The 20790-nt window shown below is 41.3% G+C and carries 20 protein-coding genes and 1 pseudogene; 5 read left to right on the top strand and 16 right to left on the bottom strand.

Annotated features, from left to right (window positions below; translation table 11 throughout):
• Positions 1-58: 58 nt before the first annotated feature.
• Positions 59-1048 carry a cytochrome c oxidase subunit II gene (locus H6G86_RS00105; protein WP_190932597.1) on the bottom strand — a complete coding sequence of 330 codons (990 nt, stop codon included), beginning with the start codon at positions 1046-1048 and terminating at the stop codon, positions 59-61.
• A 505-nt stretch (positions 1049-1553) separates the two neighbouring features.
• Entirely contained in the window at positions 1554-1847 is a 294-nt protein-coding gene (gene fdxB / locus H6G86_RS00100; RefSeq protein WP_190932596.1) for a ferredoxin III, nif-specific, read from the bottom strand.
• A 1051-nt stretch (positions 1848-2898) separates the two neighbouring features.
• Here fdxB and H6G86_RS00095 point away from each other — a divergent pair.
• Entirely contained in the window at positions 2899-4494 is a 1596-nt protein-coding gene (locus H6G86_RS00095) for a helix-turn-helix domain-containing protein (RefSeq protein ID WP_190932595.1), read from the top strand.
• A gap of 171 nt (positions 4495-4665) precedes the next feature.
• Here H6G86_RS00095 and H6G86_RS00090 read toward each other — a convergent pair whose 3' ends face one another.
• On the bottom strand, positions 4666-5643 hold the full coding sequence (locus H6G86_RS00090; protein WP_190932594.1) for a ferredoxin family protein: 978 nt from the start codon (positions 5641-5643) through the stop codon (positions 4666-4668).
• Positions 5644-5966: 323 nt separating this feature from the next.
• On the bottom strand, positions 5967-6272 hold the full coding sequence (locus H6G86_RS00085) for a hypothetical protein (protein WP_190932593.1): 306 nt from the start codon (positions 6270-6272) through the stop codon (positions 5967-5969).
• Positions 6273-6679: 407 nt separating this feature from the next.
• Between H6G86_RS00085 and H6G86_RS00080 the strand changes: the two genes are divergently transcribed.
• Genes H6G86_RS00080 through H6G86_RS00070 form a run of 3 tightly spaced genes read left to right on the top strand, consistent with a single transcriptional unit; the run spans position 6680 to position 9076 of the window.
• Complete coding sequence (locus tag H6G86_RS00080; RefSeq protein ID WP_190932896.1) at positions 6680-7432, top strand: Mut7-C RNAse domain-containing protein; 753 nt, start codon at positions 6680-6682, stop codon at positions 7430-7432.
• Complete coding sequence (locus H6G86_RS00075) at positions 7433-8407, top strand: ROK family protein (protein ID WP_190932592.1); 975 nt, start codon at positions 7433-7435, stop codon at positions 8405-8407.
• Positions 8408-9076 carry an HAD family hydrolase gene (locus H6G86_RS00070; RefSeq protein ID WP_190932591.1) on the top strand — a complete coding sequence of 223 codons (669 nt, stop codon included), beginning with the start codon at positions 8408-8410 and terminating at the stop codon, positions 9074-9076.
• Between the two features lie 17 nt (positions 9077-9093).
• On the opposite strand, the gene proB is transcribed toward H6G86_RS00070, so the two are convergent.
• From proB to H6G86_RS00020, 10 genes are all read right to left on the bottom strand, one after another.
• A complete protein-coding gene (proB, locus tag H6G86_RS00065; protein ID WP_190932590.1) occupies positions 9094-10197 on the bottom strand; it encodes a glutamate 5-kinase in 1104 nt (367 codons plus the stop codon).
• Positions 10198-10540: 343 nt separating this feature from the next.
• Complete coding sequence (locus tag H6G86_RS00060) at positions 10541-11080, bottom strand: YqeG family HAD IIIA-type phosphatase (RefSeq protein ID WP_190932589.1); 540 nt, start codon at positions 11078-11080, stop codon at positions 10541-10543.
• Positions 11081-11163: 83 nt separating this feature from the next.
• A complete protein-coding gene (locus tag H6G86_RS00055) occupies positions 11164-11760 on the bottom strand; it encodes a hypothetical protein (RefSeq protein WP_190932588.1) in 597 nt (198 codons plus the stop codon).
• A 206-nt stretch (positions 11761-11966) separates the two neighbouring features.
• Positions 11967-12539 (bottom strand): DUF3727 domain-containing protein, encoded by a 573-nt coding sequence (locus tag H6G86_RS00050; RefSeq protein ID WP_190932587.1) that lies wholly within the window; start codon positions 12537-12539, stop codon positions 11967-11969.
• Between the two features lie 141 nt (positions 12540-12680).
• Entirely contained in the window at positions 12681-13157 is a 477-nt protein-coding gene (gene ruvX / locus H6G86_RS00045) for a Holliday junction resolvase RuvX (RefSeq protein ID WP_190932586.1), read from the bottom strand.
• Positions 13157-14395 (bottom strand): GNAT family N-acetyltransferase, encoded by a 1239-nt coding sequence (locus tag H6G86_RS00040; protein ID WP_190932585.1) that lies wholly within the window; start codon positions 14393-14395, stop codon positions 13157-13159. Before H6G86_RS00040 ends, ruvX begins: the two co-directional genes overlap by 1 nt.
• Before the next feature lie 221 nt (positions 14396-14616).
• A complete protein-coding gene (locus tag H6G86_RS00035) occupies positions 14617-14823 on the bottom strand; it encodes a hypothetical protein (RefSeq protein WP_012407131.1) in 207 nt (68 codons plus the stop codon).
• 144 nt (positions 14824-14967) lie between these two features.
• Positions 14968-15456, bottom strand: coding sequence for a hypothetical protein (locus tag H6G86_RS00030; RefSeq protein ID WP_190932895.1), 489 nt, complete (start codon positions 15454-15456; stop codon positions 14968-14970).
• A 113-nt stretch (positions 15457-15569) separates the two neighbouring features.
• On the bottom strand, positions 15570-17720 hold the full coding sequence (locus H6G86_RS00025) for a pentapeptide repeat-containing protein (protein WP_190932584.1): 2151 nt from the start codon (positions 17718-17720) through the stop codon (positions 15570-15572).
• A gap of 184 nt (positions 17721-17904) precedes the next feature.
• Entirely contained in the window at positions 17905-18249 is a 345-nt protein-coding gene (locus H6G86_RS00020) for a hypothetical protein (RefSeq protein ID WP_190932583.1), read from the bottom strand.
• Between the two features lie 467 nt (positions 18250-18716).
• On the opposite strand from H6G86_RS00020, the gene H6G86_RS00015 reads away from it, so the two are divergent.
• Positions 18717-19148, top strand: a complete 432-nt coding sequence (locus tag H6G86_RS00015; RefSeq protein WP_190932582.1) for a hypothetical protein — start codon at positions 18717-18719, stop codon at positions 19146-19148.
• Positions 19149-19190: 42 nt separating this feature from the next.
• Here H6G86_RS00015 and H6G86_RS00010 read toward each other — a convergent pair whose 3' ends face one another.
• Both H6G86_RS00010 and H6G86_RS00005 read right to left on the bottom strand, forming a co-directional pair.
• Entirely contained in the window at positions 19191-19562 is a 372-nt protein-coding gene (locus H6G86_RS00010; RefSeq protein WP_190932581.1) for a hypothetical protein, read from the bottom strand.
• Between the two features lie 65 nt (positions 19563-19627).
• Positions 19628-20698, bottom strand: a pseudogene (locus tag H6G86_RS00005) (glycosyltransferase); the annotation flags it as partial.
• Positions 20699-20790: the final 92 nt, after the last annotated feature.

Raw genomic sequence — 20790 nt, 5'->3', positions numbered from 1 at the left:
TGTCATTCGTCAGTTACCAATAACTAATGACCAATGACTAATGACCAATGACTAATGACTAATGACCAATGACCAATGACTCTAGAGTTGCTGCACTGATTCCCATATCATGGGTGTGGGGTGCTAGAAACTCTGATGTTGATAAGTCGGCTGGATTAACAGCAACGACTTGATTGAGGTTTTGCTGTTGAGCAATCTGGTTTTCTGTCCGCCAGTTCTCATAAGCTTCTGGTGTGTGGACAATTACCTCTGTCCGCATTGAACCGTGATAACCACCGCATAACTCAGCACAAACTACGGGATATGTACCTGGTTTGGTGGCAACAAATCGTAGTTCGGTAGGAATACCGGGAAGTGCATCTTGCTTCAAGCGGAAGTTTGGCACCCAGAATGAATGAATTACATCTTGTGCTGAAAGGTTGAGTTGGACATCAGCACCGACAGGTATGTGCAATTCCCCAGAGGTAATGCCACTATCGGGGTAATTAAATATCCAGGCATACTGTATGCCTTTGACATCAACAACTAAATCGGCTGGTTTGTTTAGGGTTTGAGGAGACGCGCCAATACCGATTGTCGGGGCGATTGTTGGAGCAGCTGTTGCTTCAGAGGTATCGCTGAGTGTAGCTGCAAGGGCGGTTCCCGGCTGATGAGCAACATGAGCCGCTGAATGAGGATGACCAGCAGGCTCAAAACCGCCCATTTGGTTAAAAACATCTACACTGTAGATGCCCAAACCGAGGACAATCACTGTTGGAATTGCTGTCCAGAAGATTTCTAAGGGAACGTTACCTTCTATTGGTAAACCATCGGTATCATCACCGCGACGGCGACGAAACTTCACCAAAAAAATCAGAATAGTTCCTTCTACCACCAAGAAGAGTGCGATCGCAATGGTAAACATGACGTTGAAAAAACCGTCTACCAAAGGCGCTTGTAGCGATGCCTGCATTGGCATGAGAGTGTGGTTTTGACCGATCCAAATGCTGATTGCTGTAACTACTATCCCAGCAACCAGAGTCCATAGTGATACAGGAACTTGTTGCATACATGCTACCTGTGTAAACAGTCTTTTATAGGTACTGGGTATTGGGTACTGGGGATTGGGGATTGGTAATTGGTCATTGGGAATTGCTATCTATTCCCCGTTCCCCATTTCCCATTTCCCATTCCCCATTCCCTTTTCACTTATTAACTTTCTAACGTGCAGCCATAAAAAAAGGGGGAAAATTCCAGATTTTTTCCATATCCTTCCCCCAGAAAATTACAAATTATATTTCAACTCCTATGAAAAAGTTAGCCCCCTGCTTTCAAAAAAGCTAGTTGTTCCAAGAGGGCACTGTTGACCTAATATTGATTAGGCTATATTAGCAGCAAGTTTAATTTTGTTAATAGCTAACATTTTACGATTTACGGATTTGTTTACTGTGAACTATTTATTAGTGACAGTAAATACTTAGTGTTCCCCTCAAGTTACCTTGCCTAGCGTATTTTCGCTTTCTACAAACAGTGCCTCCTTGAATTAACAACAATCTTGACTAACTTCAAATACCTTAATTATTTACTGCAACATGGGTGTAGCAATTCTTTGGACAAATGCGGGAACACGCTTCACAACCAATACAGTTTTCTGGAGAAGTAACTGCCATTACTTTCCGTTCAATTTCTTCATCATCTTCGTCTTCTACGAATTCACCTTCTTCATTGAGTGCCTTCAAACCTAGCACGTTGTATCCGCACACTTTAACACATCTGCCACAGCCGATACATTTATCTTTGTCAATTTTCTGAGCAAATTTTGGTGTCCAAGCCTTTCCGCCAAATGTCAAACCTGTGAGTTGCGCCATGAATAAATCCTCGGCTTTTTTGCCTATCAATCTGTTTGTGCATTAATCATCATATTATCCTAATCTTTTCTTTTTTTGTATTCAAAACTCACTTTCGCTTCATAAAAAATCGATGATTTTGAACACAATGAGAAATCATTTTTTAAACCACAAATAGATGCAAAATATTGCCAATAATAATTGCAATACTTAAAATTCTCTCGTTCTTCCGATCCGTATGGAAAGGCATTTATTGAGTCTCTGACTCAATATCTGACTGGAAGCAGTAGCCCTTAATCAGCCACTCCCATGCAAAGCATAGAAAAGAGAGACGCATAAATTACAACTTTGAGACCTACCCTCGTCGGCAAAGGCTTATGTAAATGCAAGTATATCGATAAAAGTGATGATATTATTTTTCAAATATTTTTAGCTTTAGACAAAAAAACTAGATAAACAGTATACATATATACAAAACAAAATGTTCATTAATTACATTTTGATATATGCAATATGTATTTTACAAAGCAACAATTTGCAATTTAATTTGATTCAACTATTTATATAAATGATGACAAAATAAATATTGCTTTTCGATTTAAATAAATATAATGAATTTATGAAGGAAACATAATCATTTTATAAAGCAACTGTGATTTTTATGGCAGAATACGATCATGACTTAAATATTAAAATTATTAACAAATCAGATGAAGTTCAATCGCACCAGGCTTAGATATGTTCTCAAAACACTTTATTGTTAAAGCTAAAATGTTCATTGAATACGTAATTAAATGAAGATTAAGATATCTTTCTAAGCTCGGTACGAACAAATTAATCATTTTTTTCATGAAATGTATAGTTAATAAATAAGTTTTGTCAGGCTCGGTTTAAAAGCCTTAAATAGCTTCCAATTGGATGCCAAGTCAAAATATGGATGTGGGGAGTGAATATGGTGAGAATAATTTTTCTCGCCAGAAAGATTATGTGGTAGCGAGTCATGAATAGACAGGACTCATCCAGGGGAGACCTGAGACAGACATCTCAACGATTAGAGTAGGAAAAGAGCCTTATGCCTTATACAATTCCTAACAACAGTTGCGTTGGATGTGACAACTGCCGCCCCCAATGTCCTACGGGTGCAATCAAAATAGAGGACAATGAATATTGGGTTGATCCTGGTCTTTGTAATAATTGTGAGGGCTATTATTCAGAACCGCAATGTGTAATAGCTTGTCCAACTAATTCTCCCATTCCTTGGCAGGCAAAAAAGGGGAGATGCAAAGTTGAACCGAGAGATTCTACCAGTTTAGACTTGTTTTCTAACGGCAAGAATAATCCATTTGCTTCTGCGATCGCAATTTGGGAAGCTTGTAATGTACTAGGGCAACGCACATCGCTACATTGGGAAACCGATGAAGACGGGTATCTATGTTACAGCCGACAAGTCAATCAAGGACGAGGTGCGATCGCCTTTCACATCCAAGATCCCTTCCAAGTTAATGACAAAGCCACCGATATAGCAGCAATTGAAGGGCTTGATATCAGAGCCGCTTGCATACATCTAATTTTTGCAGGTTATGCCACAGCCTTAGAGCAACCTTGGGAGCAAGAATTTGCGATCGATGAGCGACAAATCGAGAAATATTTGGGGATGGAGAAACGCAAAGACTTGAGCAAAGCTGCCAAGCTAGCTTTAATGAAAAATCTTGTCCAGCAAGCTTGCTCCCTGATTATCTCCATTGACTGGCCCCAACAAGGTCGAATTAACGGATTCTCTGTGACAAACAGCCGCTTATGGCACTTAGTAGATATTCAGCACCACTTTCAAGAAGACAATCATGGATGCAAATATCTGATTGGGCTAACTTTTAAAGTCAAAGCAGGCTTATGGGCGCAATATTTCTTAAACAAACAAGCGTGTAAAGAGCGAACTGCATTCTATCAATACGGTAGTCTCCCTAAAACGCTACTAACCACAGTTATGAGTATTTGGCAGCAACATGAAGGCGCGGTTCGGTTAATGCTGTGGTTGCTGTTTAAAACCAAAATGGGCAAAGAACAACGCATTACTATTCCTACCTTGCTGCGTATTGCTTACGGTGAAGAAAAAGTCGCCCTTGCATCCAGACAACGGGAAGAACGCAAACGTCTGTTGCGAACCTTTGAAAGCGATTTGGAAATTCTCAATCACTATGGAATGAAGCCACTTTTCGATCCAGTTACTTACCCACCAGAAATTCAACCTTTGTGGGCGAAGTTAATTGATCTTCCCGAAGATCCAGATGAAGCATTAGAATTTTGGACTAACGACGGTGGTTCTGAAACTCGCCTCACAGACACAGGCCCCCGTGGTAAGTGGAATCTGCTAATGAATGCGCGGATTTTAGCTTTTGAACTCCCACCAGAATGGGAACAGCAAATCTCAGAATCGGAAAAAAAGCAACGGCGAACTGCTAAAGCCAAAAAGAAGCCCAAAGCTACAAACGATTTACTAGGTGAACAGATTTTGCAGGCGCGAAAAAATTTGAATCTTTCCCAAAGAGAATTGGCAAAACTCACAGGTAAAAGCCAAAGCTGGATTCGAGATATCGAGAATGGTCGTTTAAAAGCCAAATTAGAAGACCAAGTACTGTTACGAAAAGTCTTAAATATGGCTTCATCTTGATTTGGAATTTAAACGCAGAAAGACGCAAAGATTTTATTACGAATTTGTGTAGCGTTATACTAAATACAGTATTTAATTAATTTGTAGCAAACTAAATTTAGTAATACTCTGCGTTCCTCTGCGCTTCCCTTTGCGTCCCTCTGCGTTTAAAAACTTTCTCTCTCTCTACCTCTATGTACTATAACTCATTACCTTACTAGAGGTAATCCAAAAACTACCGACAGCATATTTATTAACTACCAACTCTCGTGTAGCATTGCATGAACTTTTGAGTTGTTGAGTCTTGGTTTCATCTTTCACAAGTTTAGCCTGGTAAGTGTAGAGAGAACCACAAGGTTGTTCAAAACTAAGTTCAGCTAAGATAGTACTATTGTCTAAACTTTGTTCTAAAATTTTACCTGCAACTTTGTAGTTAAACCAATCCCATCCTTTATAGAGGATTAACTCTCTTTCCAAAACCTGAAGTGGAGCAGGCAGAATTCCCCAGCCTCGATAGACTTGATGTAAACATTGAATATCGCCAGTTCTAGTCAAAATTGATCTAAATGAATCTTGATCGAGACGACCATAGTATCTTCCTTCTGGCAAATCTATAACTGTTGGTGCAAATCGATGTCCACCAAAGTGCGATGATTTCCAAATTCGCACATTATCTAAGCACAAATCAGCATTACTCGCTGTTACATGAAAGTAAAAAGGAGCGCCATATCTTGCACAACACTTATCATGGCTACCGTGGGTACAAACTAAAATATCTCTAGTTGTACTAGTTTCTACTTCAAAATTAGAATCGATACCCCATATCCATTTTTGGACAACTCCTGCTACTTGCTCAATATTTCCTAGCTTAAACTCTTGCTTATGGTATCCATTACTTAGCCCCTCTTCTTTTTGATAAATTAAAAGCGTAGTGTGATTTACTTTGTGTGAGACATCATTAGCAATTAAAAGAAATCTAATCGGTAGTTTAGCACGCTTTACTTCCTCTACCAAAATCCTCAAATTCTGAGGCACCCATTTGGAATTAAGGGCTTCTGATGTCCAAGGTAAAGGACACTCAACTAAAATATAAGTTTGATAATTGGTGGCGCTACCAATAACATCTTCTCCTACTTGCCGTGAATCGTCAGAACAAAAAAAAGTATTCATCTCGCTGTACTCATTAGCGTATTTTATGGACAAAAGGTATTACCAAATATATTTGTGTTCTTCACTACAATATCCTTGGCTAAAGGAGATAAAAAAGAACAATATTCATTTCCCTATTAAAACTAGGTAGCCACTTTATAACATCATTATTGATCGAGGTCTTTCCGGTTAATAAATTCTCCACAATAAAGATAAATAGTGTCAAGATAGATTTTTCCGTATGAGCGACGTTAATTTTGTATCTAGTTTTATTGTTCTTTGGTATTTTATAAATTTTCACTTGCTGAAACTCGGTTTTTATGAACTTGCTTTCTTGGGTAAAATCAAATAAATTCAATCTTATACATAGACGCAAACCTACTTGGAGAGTTACCAAGGATTAACTTGCTGACAATCTCAATGTAGTCGATACTACAACCAAAAACATGGCTGGCAATAAGATACTTGTTTAAAGTTTTGCTGAAGTTATTTATAAAGTTAGTTAGCAATCCTGTTTTTACATCTAAAAATCTAGTTTGTTGTCTTTCTTTTGAAAAAGATATTCCTAAAGAGCGATGTGGAATCAGCCAATACGAGCTTAAAAATCTTTCTCCCCTATCTACTTTTAATATATCTATAAGTTTATACATATTGCAAATAATTCTCAATTAAATTAGAAAAATAAAAACAACCCAATTAGGGATAAATGCTTTAGTGCCCCATATTTCATGCACGATAAGTTAATGTTGAAAACTAGTGACCAATTATTAACAGCATCACTGAAATCAACATTGACAAACTTGTTATTTACCTTCTTACCTAATCTAACTTCATGAAGCTCATGTCAGAGTTTGATGATAGGCATCTAATTTGACTGTAACTGAACTCAATAATAAATGCAAGTATTTGAGAATCTTTATACTTTTAATTAAGCTAAATGGGCATTTTATAGTAGAAATACTTCACTTTAACAAGTATTGATTTTTTCAATACAATAGATAGAGTTTTGCAATTGTGACAAATTGTTGCCAGTAGGGTAATCCAAATATCTGTGGCTATGGCGATCGCATATTTCTACTTCCATGCGGAATTGAATCATTTTTTACCACGGCATCACAAGCAGATGAGAATATCTCATTTTTTTGAGGAGAAAGCTTCAATTAAGGACATGATTGAGTCGTTAGGTGTCCCTCATCCCGAAGTTGATTTTATAAATGTTAATGGTAAATATGTAAATTTTTCTTACATAGTTTCGGATGGAGATGCTATCAATGTTTATCCAATTTCAACTAGGAGTGTCATTATACCAAGCATTTCTGTTTTGCCAAAACCACTCAGTATTATCCGCTTTGTTTTAGATATTCATTTGGGAAAGCTGGCGACATCGTTACGACTTTTAGGTTTTGATACCTTATACCGCAATGACTACGAGGATGAGAAATTAGCCCAAATATCCTCTAGCCAAGAGCGGATTCTCTTGACTCGTGATAAGGGTCTATTGATGCGTAGTTTGGTAACGCATGGGTATTACGTTAGAAACACTAACCCTCAAGAACAAATTATAGAAGTACTACAACGCTTCGACTTATTTAAATTAATTGCACCATTTAAACGGTGTTTGCGTTGCAATGGATTATTAGAATCTGTAGATAAACAATCCATTATTGAACAAGTGCCAGAAAAAGTGCGATCGCAGATCGATCAATTCCAGCGTTGTCAAGACTGCGATCGCATTTATTGGAAAGGTTCCCATTATGAACGATTACAACAGTTTATTGACGAAGTGTTGAACTCAAGAAAAGGTGAGTGAATGACATTAATTTTAGCTCTCGATTTTGGCGGAACTAAGCTGGCGGCTGCATTGGTAAGTATTGGTTCGAGAAAGTGGTTGCGTTATGAACGTCGTCTCTCGCCAGTAGGTGCAAATGCTAGCACTGACTTGGAAATTATGCGATCGCTCATTTACTCTCTGCTAGAAGACGCAAAACCTGCTGCGATCGGTGTCAGCTTTGGCGGCCCGGTTGACGCTTCCACGGGGACGGTGCGCCTATCTCATCATGTGGCTGGATGGGAAAATATTCCTCTCAAAGGGTTGTTGGAGGATGAGTTTGGTGTGAGTGTTGGTGTAGACAATGATGCCAATGTTGCTGCTTTGGGTGAACACCGCTTTGGTGCAGGACAAGGATACGATAGCCTGTTTTATATAACTGTCAGCACTGGTGTAGGTGGTGGTTGGATACTCAATGGCCAGCCTTGGCGAGGTGCTGGTGGGATGGCTGGCGAAATTGGACATATCGTTGTCGATCCGGCTGGGCCAGTATGTTTGTGTGGGAAGCGGGGATGTGTGGAACGTTTGGCTTCGGGGCCTTATATGGCGCAAAATGTTAGGGAAATTTTGGAGAAGGAACCGCAGAGGCGCGGAGGACTCAGAGGTGGAGAGGTTTTGAGGGGTTTGGTGGGGGGTGATTTAACGTTGCTGACGGGACAGTTGGTAAGTGAAGCGGCGGCGGCTGGGGATGATTTGGCTAAGGAAGTTTTACACAAGGCTGCTTGGGCGCTGGGTGTGGGTATTGGCAATGTGGCGAATTTGATGAATCCACAGCGCTTTGTGTTGGGAGGCGGTGTGACGAAGGCGGGGGAGGATTTTTGGTGGGTGGTGCGTCAGGTGGCGCGGGAAACGGCTTTACCGGAGGTTGATTTTGAAATTGTGCCGGCGGTGCTGGGTGATGATGCGCCTTTGTGGGGGGCTGTGGCGATCGCTTCTATGACAATCCCGAACTTGTAAATGAGTGAGGCGTGGAGTGTATCAGTGCAAACAGAATTAGTTATTTTTGATTGTGATGGAGTGTTAGTAGACAGTGAAGGATTAGGCAATCGCGTTCTTGTGGAATTTGTCGCTGAGTTTGGGCTTGCAATGAAACTTGAAGAAGCTATTTTCTTATTTAAGGGTTGCAAAATGGCTGATTGTGTTGCTGTCATTGAGCAAAAACTTGGTAAGAAGATGCCACAAGATTTTGTAACTCAGCTTCGTACCCGTACTGCTGAAGCATTCGAGCGTGAATTACTTCCTGTAGAAGGAATAGAAGCAGCTTTAGACAAGATTAATCTACCTATTTGCGTTGCTTCCAGTGGCCCACCCGAAAAAATTAAGTTAGCTTTGCGTGTCACTAATTTGTTGTCTCGATTTGAAGGGTGCATCTTTAGTTCGTATGAAATTGGAAGTTGGAAGCCAGCACCTGATTTATTCTTATATGCAGCTAAAAATATGGGATTTCAAGCTCCATCTTGCACTGTTGTCGAAGATAGCGTTTTGGGTGTACGTGCAGGTGTTGCTGCTGGTATGAGAGTTTTAGGTTACACCGAGCAAAGTGAGACTCATCTACTTGAGGCATCTGGAGCGCATAATATCTTTTACTCTATGTACCAACTGCCTTCTTTACTATCACACTATTAGACTATCGGCGCTCCATCTTAAGTTAAAACCAAATTATCCCGGTGAATAACTGTTTCTACACCGGCATAGCCTAAAATTGTAGGAATTTCTCGTGAATGACAGCCACGAATCTTTTGCAGATCATTGCTGTTGTAATTCACAAGTCCTCTGGCAATTTCGTTACCGTTGCTGTCACACAATTGCACAGCATCCTGTATGTCAAACTCTCCTTCTAATGCCTTAATTCCAGCAGCTAATAACGATTTTCCTGCTAGAGAAATTGCCGCGATCGCACCTTCATCTAAATACAATTTACCCGCAGGTAAAAGTCCGTAAGCTATCCAACGTTTACGCGCCGAAGTTGGTTCAGGTTGTGGTTCAAAATGCGTCCCAATCAGTTCACCTTGGATAATTTTTTCTATATTCTGGGGAAATCGCCCTTGGGTAATTACAGTACGAACTCCCGCCGCGATCGCAATCCTCGCAGCCGAAATTTTTGTCACCATCCCACCAGTACCCCACTGAGAACCTTGGGAACCTATTTGTAATTCAGCTAATTCTTTAATGCTACTAACTAAAGCGATCGGCCGCGCATCTGGCACAGAACGGGGATCGGCTGAGTATAGCCTATCGACATCGGTAAGTAAAAATAGCCAATCTGCTTCTACTAAACTGGCAACCAATGCCGAAAGGGTATCATTATCACCAAATTTTAGTTCGTCTATTGCTACGGTATCATTTTCATTGACTATGGGGATCACTCCCAGTCCCAGTAGTTCCTGAAAGGTGTTGTAGGCGTTGAGATAGCGGCTGCGCTGTACCAGGTCGCTCCGTGTCAATAATACTTGGGCGATCGCCTGTTGCAGTGTAGTAAACAAATCATCATATATCCGAATTAACCTACCTTGTCCAACTGCTGCTACAGCTTGTTTGAGTGCGATCGCTTTAGGACGTTCAGTTAACCCCAACCTTGCACAACCCACACCCACAGCGCCAGAAGAAACCAAAATTACCCGGTGTCCCTGGCTTCTCAAATGGCAAAGTGTTTCCGCCAAGGTAGCAATAGTGGAAAGCGCTAATTGTCCTGTTTCTGGTTGAGTAAGGCTAGAAGTACCGATTTTGACAACAATTGTTTTAGTCATTAGTCATTGGTCATTGGTCATTGGTCATTAGTCACTTGTACTGAGCGTAGTCGTAAAGCCTGCGGCATAGCTACGCTTAGGACGTAGCCTCTCCTAGAGTTGTATTATTCATTAGTAACTAACGAATGACAACGGACAAATGACAAAGGACAAATGACTAAAGAAATTGTAAAGCGCCAATCCCTCTATAGTGAAGGTTGACGCTTTACGAAAGTATATTTACTTAGTATGAGTTAGGGTCTTTTTTGGCTGACCCCATGTTATTAATACTTATGATCCCCGATTTTTGGCTTCCAGTAAGATTCCTTAACCATTTCTTTAGATTTACTTTCCTGACGATTTTTCAAGTTTTGTGAATCTTGCTTTTCTTGGGGGTAATAGAGGCTCCTAAGATTTCAGATATCCAAACTTCAAAGTTGCGGATGGGATGAGAGCGGAGGGCTGCGTCTGCATGGACAATCGGCTCAACTAGAATGGTAAACATGCCCAGGCGATTACCTGCTATGACATCGGTAAATAAGCGATCGCCTACCATCCCCACTTGATGCACTGGTAGATCCATTGTCCTGACTGCTGCCCTAATTTTGCGTCGAGAGGGCTTGGCTGCACCCAAATAGTAAGGTAAATTGAGCGATCGCGCAATTCCCCCAATTCGTGCTTCACTCAGGTTATTACTTACCAAACACAATGCAGTACAGGTACGAATTTGTTCCACCCACTCTCGTAGTTCTGGGGAAGCCATCCCTACTGTAAAGGGTACTAAGGTTTCGTCTACATCCAACACCAGCCCTTTAAGCCCGTATTTTTGGATAATATCTGGTGTTAGATTCAACACTGAACCTTCTAAAATCAAGTCAGGTTGCAAAAGGTTATTCCAGGCCATAGTCAACAGTCAAATTTAAATAGCTCAGACAAATGAGCATAACCCAATATAGTTTAGTTAGTCGAACTGCATTCTGGAATATCTCACTGAACATTTTGAGATAAAATCCCTAATATCTTATCTATCTCTTTGATGTAATAATTACTCAAATCAATAAATATATCGTTTTCTTCTAACTTCAAAAACTTCCAAATATCCCCTGTAGTTACTGCGCCGTAAATTTTTCTGATTTCATTTCCTTCTTGTTGATTAAACAATTGTGCTGCCAACATTGCGGCCGCACATTGGCCTAATCCACCTTTAATATTTTCATTTTTGGCTTCAATAATAACCACTACAGGCACATTAATTGTTAATTGCTCTTTAGAACGACTGATGATAAAGTCACAATAGCCATTCAGACCGTTTTCTGCATCTACATTAAAATCTGTTCCCGAAAATAAACTAATTGGATAATTAGCCCTGCGTCTTACCTCCAACAAGATCGGAGTGATAATCATTTCTGAACGAGCTTTTTCAGTATTAATTGCTAAAGCCAGTTCTGTAGTTTCTTCTAAAGAATTTTTGAGTTTCTCACTTGCCTGTAAAGGTTCTATGTCAGCACATAAATCAGTTTCTTCATCGATGCGGATGCTGAATGACTTTTTAAATTTACTTAATGTAAAGTCGCTATAAGCCATTTTCAGCACCTCATGGTAATTTTTTAGTTTGGATTAAAAATCCTTGCGAAAATGCTTTTTTCAGAATTTTAAACAACATAAATTACCCCAATTTTGTGTCAATGTTTCATTGCTTCCAGATTTAATGGGATATGGTAAAAGGTTTAAGTAGATTTTGATTAAAATAAAAATTCAAAATGAAAATGTAACATTTTGAATTTTTATTTTTATTCTACTTCATTAAAAAGATGTTCCTCTAACAGGGGTTGCACTTTGCGAAACTCCTCTGGAGAGAGTAATTCCGGTTCACCTGTTTTTGCTATCCGTGCAAAAAACAACAGAGGATCGAGGGGTGTATAAATTGCATACTCCTGATCTTCATCATAGAAGCTAGCAAGTAACTGTAATTGCTCTGGATCTAAATCTGCCTCTTCGTCTTCAATTTCTAAGGTGAAGAGTTCTGATTCTTCAACTGGCGGTAAATCACCTGCAACTGTCAAAGCATAAGCTGTGTTCTTCAGTATCAGATTCTGCTCAGATAGTACAGCTTGGGCAGTGGCAAAAATTTGCTCAATGATGTTGTCGTCTTCTACCAGAACCGCTTCTTCTTCCTCATCGTCGCCTTCCCAAGAAAAAATCTCTACAGGTGAGTCTACAGGAAGAAGTAAAACGTATTCTTGTCCATCGACCTCAAGGGAATGCTCTACATAACATTCGAGCGATCGCCCTTTTTCATCGGTTAAAGTGATGGAACCCGCATGAGCGTTATCATTTTCTTCAGGAAATGGAGGAGAAAACATAGCCGAAATGTAAAAATTTAATAAATACCAGCAAGTTGAGAAATCGCTTAACTATTTAATGATATTTTTGTCAACAAAATAGCTTTACACGTAGATACAACTGCTAGCTAATCGTTTTTCAGAATATCATGTTAAAAGGTATCAATATTCAATAGCCGCAACTGAACTACGGGAATTAGCACGTTTAACATCCAGCCATTGTTGCAAGATCAAAGCGGCTGCCTTGCGGTCAATCAAAGCTTTATGGCGTGATGGAGAGCGGTTTTCAGCAATTAGCAGTTGCTCTGCTTGAAATGAAGTTAATCGCTCATCCACATATTCCACAGGCAGTTTCAAGGCTTTAGTAAGTCTTGTAGTAAATTTTTGAACTTGACGCGCTTGAAATCCTATAGAGCCATCCATTGAATAAGGTAAGCCCATAACTAGGATTTGTACCTCGCGTTCATTAACTATTTGCCGGATTTGTTCGACATCCTGCTCAAAAGATGTGCGCTCAATTGTGGTAATCCCAGTGGCAATTAAACCCGTGCGATCGCACCCAGCCACACCGATCCGCTTGCGACCAAAATCTAGTCCCAAGGCTGAAATAAAGGGTTTTGGCTGCTCCTGGGATATCACTAATTCTCCTGCTCTGCATCTGCTGATTCAGGAATCGGCGATGCTTCTATGCTTGGGTTTTTTACCGAAAAGTTAATTGGTTCTGACTTAATTGGCAGTGGTTTATCTGACGATGGCAGCTTTCCTGGTTGTATCCATGACATTCCACCTGGTATGGGTTTACGTGCTGGTTGTAAACCTTGCAGCATATCAGTCCACTGAATTCCTTCTAAGGAGACAAATTTGGACTCCCGTAGCTTATGCCACACAGAGCGAGACATAACTAATGTATGTTCTATGCGCTTTGCCCCAATTCGCTCCAAATACTCTTCTCGCTCTGCCTGATAGTCAGAGGAGGCTAGTTGTAACCCTTGCTGAGGAAAATCTTGGGCAATCCGAGCCAGTTGAGATAACAATTCTGGATACAGCCAGGTGTAAGCAGGATGAACCGTCAACGTTGCCACGTGGGGAACTTCGCCCTTCCGGTCAAGTTGCACCTGAAAATACCCGATCGCAGCTTTGCGTTGGGGTTCAAATACATAACCACTGACTACTTCTGTTTTCGTCAGCCATTGCTTCACTGCATCAGTCAGAGCGCCGAATAAACTGGTTTTGAAGTCGCGGGTATTGCGGTCAAAAACTTGACGTACCAAAGGTGGCATAGATGCCGTATCTAGTTGATATAGCAACTGGGCATCAGCATTACTCACTGGCAAAAGGTTGGGTAAATCTGGCTCTGCTTGTGCCAATTCAGCCAGTAATTCTGGCCCAATTTCCCAATACGTCATTTCTGCCAGACGCTGGAATCCATTTTGGCGATATAGTGCCAGCGCCTCTATGTCATTGATGTTAACTTCCAGTAGCCAAGTGCGAGCTTCCAAAATCGATTCAAAGCAATGACGCAAAAGTTGCGAACCAATTCCTTGTTTATCGACACCACGCTCTAACAGTACTTGATCGATGCGCCAAGTGCTGCGTGTCCGGTTAAAGGGTGACACTTGAATCATTCCTAGAAGCATCCGCCCTTGCTCTGCCACATAAGCACAGAGGCGATACTGGAGTGGGTTAGGAAACCAACTCAAAAACTTGAGTAATCCATACCAGCGACGCAACATGAGCATCTGGCTGATGGCAAAACCTGCTCCCTGGGGAGTAAGGGCTGCGAATGACTCTTGAGTTATGCGCTCAATTCCGTCCAAATCCCGGTATTGGACTGGTCGGATAACAACGCTAAGGTTTCTGGGAAGTAATGAAGTCATTTTTATTCGAGCCGCTATTTAGCCTTAACTAACTGCTCTTCAAAGGAACTGCTGCAATAATATTAACTGCTTTCTGCCTTTTACTAGTGCGTCAAAAGTGTGATTTGAGTAATTTAATACTTAAAAAAGCAGAAAAGCAGACCTTGTGAGAACACCATTGGCGTTAACGTAACAACATCTGCCTTTATTTTATTTGAATTTTGATTAAAATTTGTATATATTTACAGCCCTTGTCGAGAAACTAGCTTTTCAAAGTGGGCTTGGGTTTGATGGAGTAATTGCTGGCGACTATCTACCAGTGTTTGTTTCAGGGATGGAACAAGATTGCGAGCTTGCAGAGTCATGTGAAGTTGCAGGTTGGCAACATATTCACTGAAATCTTGATTCACTTCATCTGCGCCCGCATCTGTTAATAAATTTGATTCCATTGCCACTGTGTTCTCCTGTGTTAATCCTGTGCTATTTCTCTTCATGACAAAAAATTATCATGTTGTTTGGACTAACTTCTTAATTTGCAATGAAGTTTAACGCTTCTTAGGGATAGCGATCGCAGCAGGGCTTTATTTAGCCCATTAAAATCTCAAACCAACACCACCTTGTACAGAGATAGCTGTACCACCGCTATCACGATAGGCATCAAAAGCAATGATGGCGTTGCCAAAAAGCACAGTATTGCTATTTGGGATCATATAATCAATGCCTGGTTGTAAAGCAAAGCTGATTTTGTCGCCCACAGGAGAAGATCCACCACCAGCCAAGACTAACCCAGCACCCAGGTAAGCATCAGCTTGCCAGTTAAGGGGAAAATCGTAAGAAACCGTTGGCACAATTGCTGTATTATTACCAATTAACACTTGGGCACGCAGTGAAAGCGGTGCTTCCAAAAGCTTGTAGCGCCCAGCTATTACTCCCCCAAATTGGATACCATCAGTAAAACCAACAGTGGGGCCTATACCTACATAACTGCCATAAGCGACTTGAGCTTGTGCTGGTTTAGTAATCGCCAGACTCAAGACCAAGCTAGCCCCCAAAACTGAAACCAAACATGGAATATACTTCATAACCGACTCCTCACACCAATTTGTCATTAGTCATTTGTCATTGGGCATTGGGCATTGGGTTAGAAAAACTCTTTCCCATTCCCCATTCCCCATTCACCATTCCCCATTCCATTCTACGGGCAACGAGGATGAATGCCCCCTTGAGTACAAATGTATGCTAGTTGCTTGGAATCTAAATTTTTGGCTTGAGAAAAATCAACCCCTTGGACTACGGCAGATACTGAGCCTAAATCTGGGGTTTTGACAAATTGATCTGCTGGATCTTCTTTGCTAGGGGCGAGAATTGCCCCCTTAAAATCTGCTCCTGCTACATTTGCCCCCCGTAAATCTGCAAGACTTAGGTCAGCATTTTGTAAGTTAACGTTTTCCATCTGAGCAGAACGCAAAACAGCACCAGCTAAACGAGTGGCGCTCAGGTTAGCATTGCTGAGATTAGCACGATCCAAATAGGCTCCTGATAAATCTGCTCCTTGCCAATCAGTGTTAGTTAAATTGGCAAAGGATAATTGCGTTCCTATAGCAGTGACACGACCTAAACGGGCAGCGTAAAGATTGGCTTCGTTCAATTTAGCGTCACCTAAATCAGCCCCAGTTAAGCTGGCTCTTTCCAAAACTGCGTTTCGCAGATCGGCTCCTACCAATTGGGTACTGTTGAGTTTAGCGTCATATAGACGCGCGTTGGATAAGTTTGCTCTATTGAGAGTGGCGCGGCTCAAATCGATCCGGTTCATCAAGACGCGACTAAGGTTAGCATCAGTAAGATTAGCTTGCTGCAACTGAGCTTGGCTTAAATCAGCTATTACATCATCATAGGTATCCCAACGTCCATCTTCACCCACACCTCGAAAGCGGCTGCCCTTAAAGCTAGCTTGGTTAAGATTTGCAGATTTAAACTTAACTCCTGATAAATCAAGGTTGTCTAGTACCAAGTTGAAGAATGAACTACCTGGAGTACCGCTTTGACCTAATTGGGTGCTACTAAGGTCAACGCCCTCCATTTTTCCGCTATACACAGAGAGAATTTTGTTGATCGTTCTCTGGTTTCTTTGTAGCCGTCCTTGTCGCAAGTCCCGCTCTTTTGTTGCAGCACTGCCCACAGACTCCAGTTCACTAACCAAAAACTGATTCTTATTTTTTAATTCGGGGATAGCTTGGGGCCCGACAGTTGTCAAAGATTGTTGAATGGTATTCAAGAGGCTGGGGTTGGTTTCGCTAACTAATAAATCCGCCAGAAATTTAATAGACTGTGGATCGTTAAGACCACCCATAGCCAGAATTGCACTTTGGCGTTGCTCATTAGTCGCCCCAGAGTTTGGAGTTAATTGTTTGACAAGTTCGAGGAACTGTTGGCTATTAATTTGCTTAGTTGCTCGCTGGGATTGTTGAATTTGGATATAAACTTGAGTGCCGATTAAAGTTGCCAACACAGCCGTCATACTCGTTAGTCCTACCCCAAACAAAGTCAGGTTAGGATTTTGCTGTATCCGCCGCCACAGGTTGGGCGAGTGGGTGGTTTCGGCTGCCGCTAATTCTTCTTGCCCTTCTGCTTCATTATTACCGTCAGCAGATTGAGCTTGTCTGTTGTTAGCTAAGAGTGAGGATGGTATGGGGCGAGTTGCATCTATTGTATAAGTGCCTGCTAGTTGATCGTGCAGGGCGCGACGACCCCGGCGCGACGGTAAGCCGATCCCTTCACCCACAATTATTAATAAACACAAAAATGTGAATAATCCTAAATTCGGAAAAGCAAAGCTGTAGCGCCACAGCAGATAGGCGATGGAAATAGGTACAGTCCAACGTCCAACTCCTTCTCTAATGACAACTGCCCCCAATCCGGGCGGCTTCCCTTGCTCGTTGACAACCCGCACTTTGAACCAGCGTTTCGGAATTGTCCTACCAGTTTTAGCCAGTAAATACAATTCCCACCACGAGAGAGTTACAGGCGCTAACAGGGCGATTGTCCATAAAATATTAGTTGGCCATGCGACGTTACGGATACCATAGCTCACAGGCAGAGCTAGGGGTCTAGCGATCGCTCTTTCCGTAACTACTAGTACGGGGTTAAGAGGTACTCGGTTCAGATCGCTTCTAGAATTCGCATAAACACCAATGCCGAAGGGAATCAACCCACTAGCAACCACTAGTGTGATTTCAGCCGCCCAAGCAGCAAAACGCCTACTTGCTAGCAACATTGAACTGGCTCTTTCCGGTTCTTTTGACTGACCAGATTGATTACTACTTCTCCTCACAATTGGTGATGTCATCAGATAATTCCCTTTGATATTATTTTTACGCCGCGCTCGGCACAATTAAAATAGACTAAGCTAATCGGCAAAAAGAAAAGCATATTGAAATAGAATTGAGGAGTTATGAGAGTCAGGAGCCTTTTGTATTATGACTCCTGACTCTCATAACTCCAGGCAGATTGCCAAGTAATCGCATATCAACTTATTGCTTACGTTGAAAGCTACTAGACACAAAAAATTTGTATCCAACATACACTAACACTGCTAAAAGTGCCAGAGTTATTACAGATGCAACTAGTTTAAACACTGCTTGGAGCATCGCCAAGCCTACTAGTACCGTCACACCTGAAACTACCAGCTTTTTTGTCCCAGATAAACCGTTGAACCAAATCTTAAATCGCTCCAGTTGCAAGCTCAAGTTGGCAAAAACAGACTGAGGCATCTGTTTTTGCCCTTGTGGTTGAGTAACCGCCCCAGGTGCGGAATTAATCTCTGCCTCTAACTTATCGAGGCGACGCTGTAAGTCTTCTTCTGGTTGAGGATCCATAAATCTTTATCTACCTCAGTTAGCATATTTATTCGACAACAGACCAACTAAATTCTATTTTTGCTGGTTGTCTTAGGATTTTAGCTAATGTCTGTGTGTGTAATACCCTTCTGACAGGTAAAAATTATATTTTTTTGTTATTGTCTGGTAATTTATCTAACTTTTTCAGTAATTTTACGTTTGTAAAATGTAAAAAATAAGGCTTTTTAGGCGAATGCCTATTCTACTGGTGGTTAAATATTTTAGTAGAGAAGCGATCACCAGCCATCATGATATATGAGTTAATTTGCAGGATAAATGTAGAGCCTTTACTTGGCGATATCTCTACATCCCATCTTCACAAACAATTTTTAATTTAATTGTATTAGGTTATACGGCAGCTTTTGGAACCAAGATAAATTGATATCGTCAATTAAATTAGACTGTATAACAATAATTGCTCTAAAGAACCTGGAGCATTAATTAAAATGAAAACGCTTCGGCTACTTGCAATTCTTCCCATATCTTTGGTGATGAGCTTGGTTTTTACTGAGGCTAATTTGGCACAGACACCAAATGTCCAAATAAATCGTACTTTCCAGCCAGATCCACTGGTTTTGAACGGAAAGTCTGGGGGAACTGTCAAAAGTAATTGTGGCAATATTCCTACTGAACCTAGTCAAGTTATTCAGGTTACAGAGTCACTACCTTATTTACGATTAACGGTAGAAAGTCAAGGGAAGCCAACGCTGTTGATCGACGGGCCAGGGGGACGTTTTTGTGTAATGGCAGATAGCTACTCTGGAGGCAAGCCAGAACAATCTGGTTACTGGCAGGCAGGAAGATACTCAGTATATGTGGGTGAACTATCCCAGCAGCAGCATAACTACAGTCTCTCAATCTCGCAGCACAATAAATAGTCATTAGTCATTTGTGTTTTACTAATGACTAATGACCCTTGACTAATCTTCCAGTGATTTGGCTGGAACTTCGACAGCAGTGACATCAATTGTGCCTTCTGGTGTGAAGCGCTGAAAATGACTATCTTGTACTAAAAGCGACTCCCCACAATTAGGACACTGTAATTGACTGTTATTTAAACCCGTAAATTCATATCTACAGACGGGACAGTGGTCAGCAACCAAGTTGCGTTGCAGCCACCAACGAAAGCCAAAAAAAGCCACAATGGGAGCTAAAAACAGCAACCCGACAATAATTAGCAACGAATTAACCAACCACCCCAAGCCCAGTGATGCTAGCAACCAAAAAACTGCCAGCAGGGTGAGCCAAGGCCGGAGATTTAAAAGATTCAATTGAAATGACTTAAAGCTCATTTTTTAAACGTCGTCCTGCTCTCCTTCTAGGATAGCGATTTTAGTCATTGGTCATTTGTCATTGGTCATTTTGACTTGATGAATGAGGATAGAAGCATTTTTTGCAAGTGCTGTTGGAAGGCATCTATGCCAAACAGAGCGATCGCCTGTTCTCGCAGCCACTGTCCATCACATCGTTGGTCATCCCCTTGAAGCATTTCTATACAAGCTGCTGCTACAGCATCAGGATTGCGGTGTGGTACTCGCCATCCCAGTTTACCATCCTGCAAGGGGTCAGCCGAGCCATCGTCATCACCGGATAAGACAGGTACTCCACAAGCCATTGCTTCTAGATAAACAATGCCAAAGCCTTCTTGCGAAGGCATAATATAGGCATCAGCAAGGCGGTAATGTTCCATTAATTCTTCTGTAGCAACAAAACCCGCAAAGACGACGCGATCGCTCACACCCAAATCTTTTGCAAGCTGCGCTAATCGCGGTTGGTCATCACCGCGACCAATTACTAAATATTTCACTTCTGGAAAAACCTGAGCAATTTGTGGTAATGCCCGAATTGTGACATCTACACCTTTGTAAATATCCCCTGACCATAAGCGTGCTACTGTCATTAACACCTTAGAACCAGTTAAACCATATTTCTGAACGAATTCTGGCTGCTTGGAACCAGGAGTAAATTTATCCCCATCAATTGCACAAGGCATCATCTCTACCATTTTGGGGTTTAGACCATTAGCAAGACAAGCGCGATCGCGGCTGTAACGGCTAATTGTCCAAATTTTATCTGCTGATGTCAGGGCGCGACGTTCTTGATTTTTTAGAGGTTCCCAGACTTCTTTGCCATAAGTTAGCACGGTGTAAGGAATCCCCAAGGGCTGGCAAAGAGTTTGGATTAATACTGCTAAGTTAATATGACCGCAGAAAACTTGCTGCGGACGGTTTTGCAACAGACACTTGAGTAAAGCTGCTGCCATTTGCAGTCTCCCTAAATGAGGAGACTGATTTTTAAAGTAATGAAATTTTAAGTTCTCAGCTTCAAACAGATTTAAACTATCAGGGCTATCTCGCAGCAAAAATACTTCCGCCTTGTAAGCTTGGCTCAATCCCAGATAGGCGCGAAAAATATCTTTTAAGTAAGCCGTGGGAAAAATTTATAAGTATGTAACAAAAAATTAAGCAGAAGAATTGGAGTTAAATCTTATACGCTGTGTACTATATTTTCCCTTCTCTG

The organism is Nostoc sp. FACHB-133 (assembly GCF_014698055.1).
In the GTDB taxonomy this organism is placed as follows: domain Bacteria; phylum Cyanobacteriota; class Cyanobacteriia; order Cyanobacteriales; family Nostocaceae; genus Nostoc.
The sequence above is the reverse complement of the archived record's forward strand: the minus strand, read 5'-3'. Positions and strand labels throughout refer to the sequence as shown.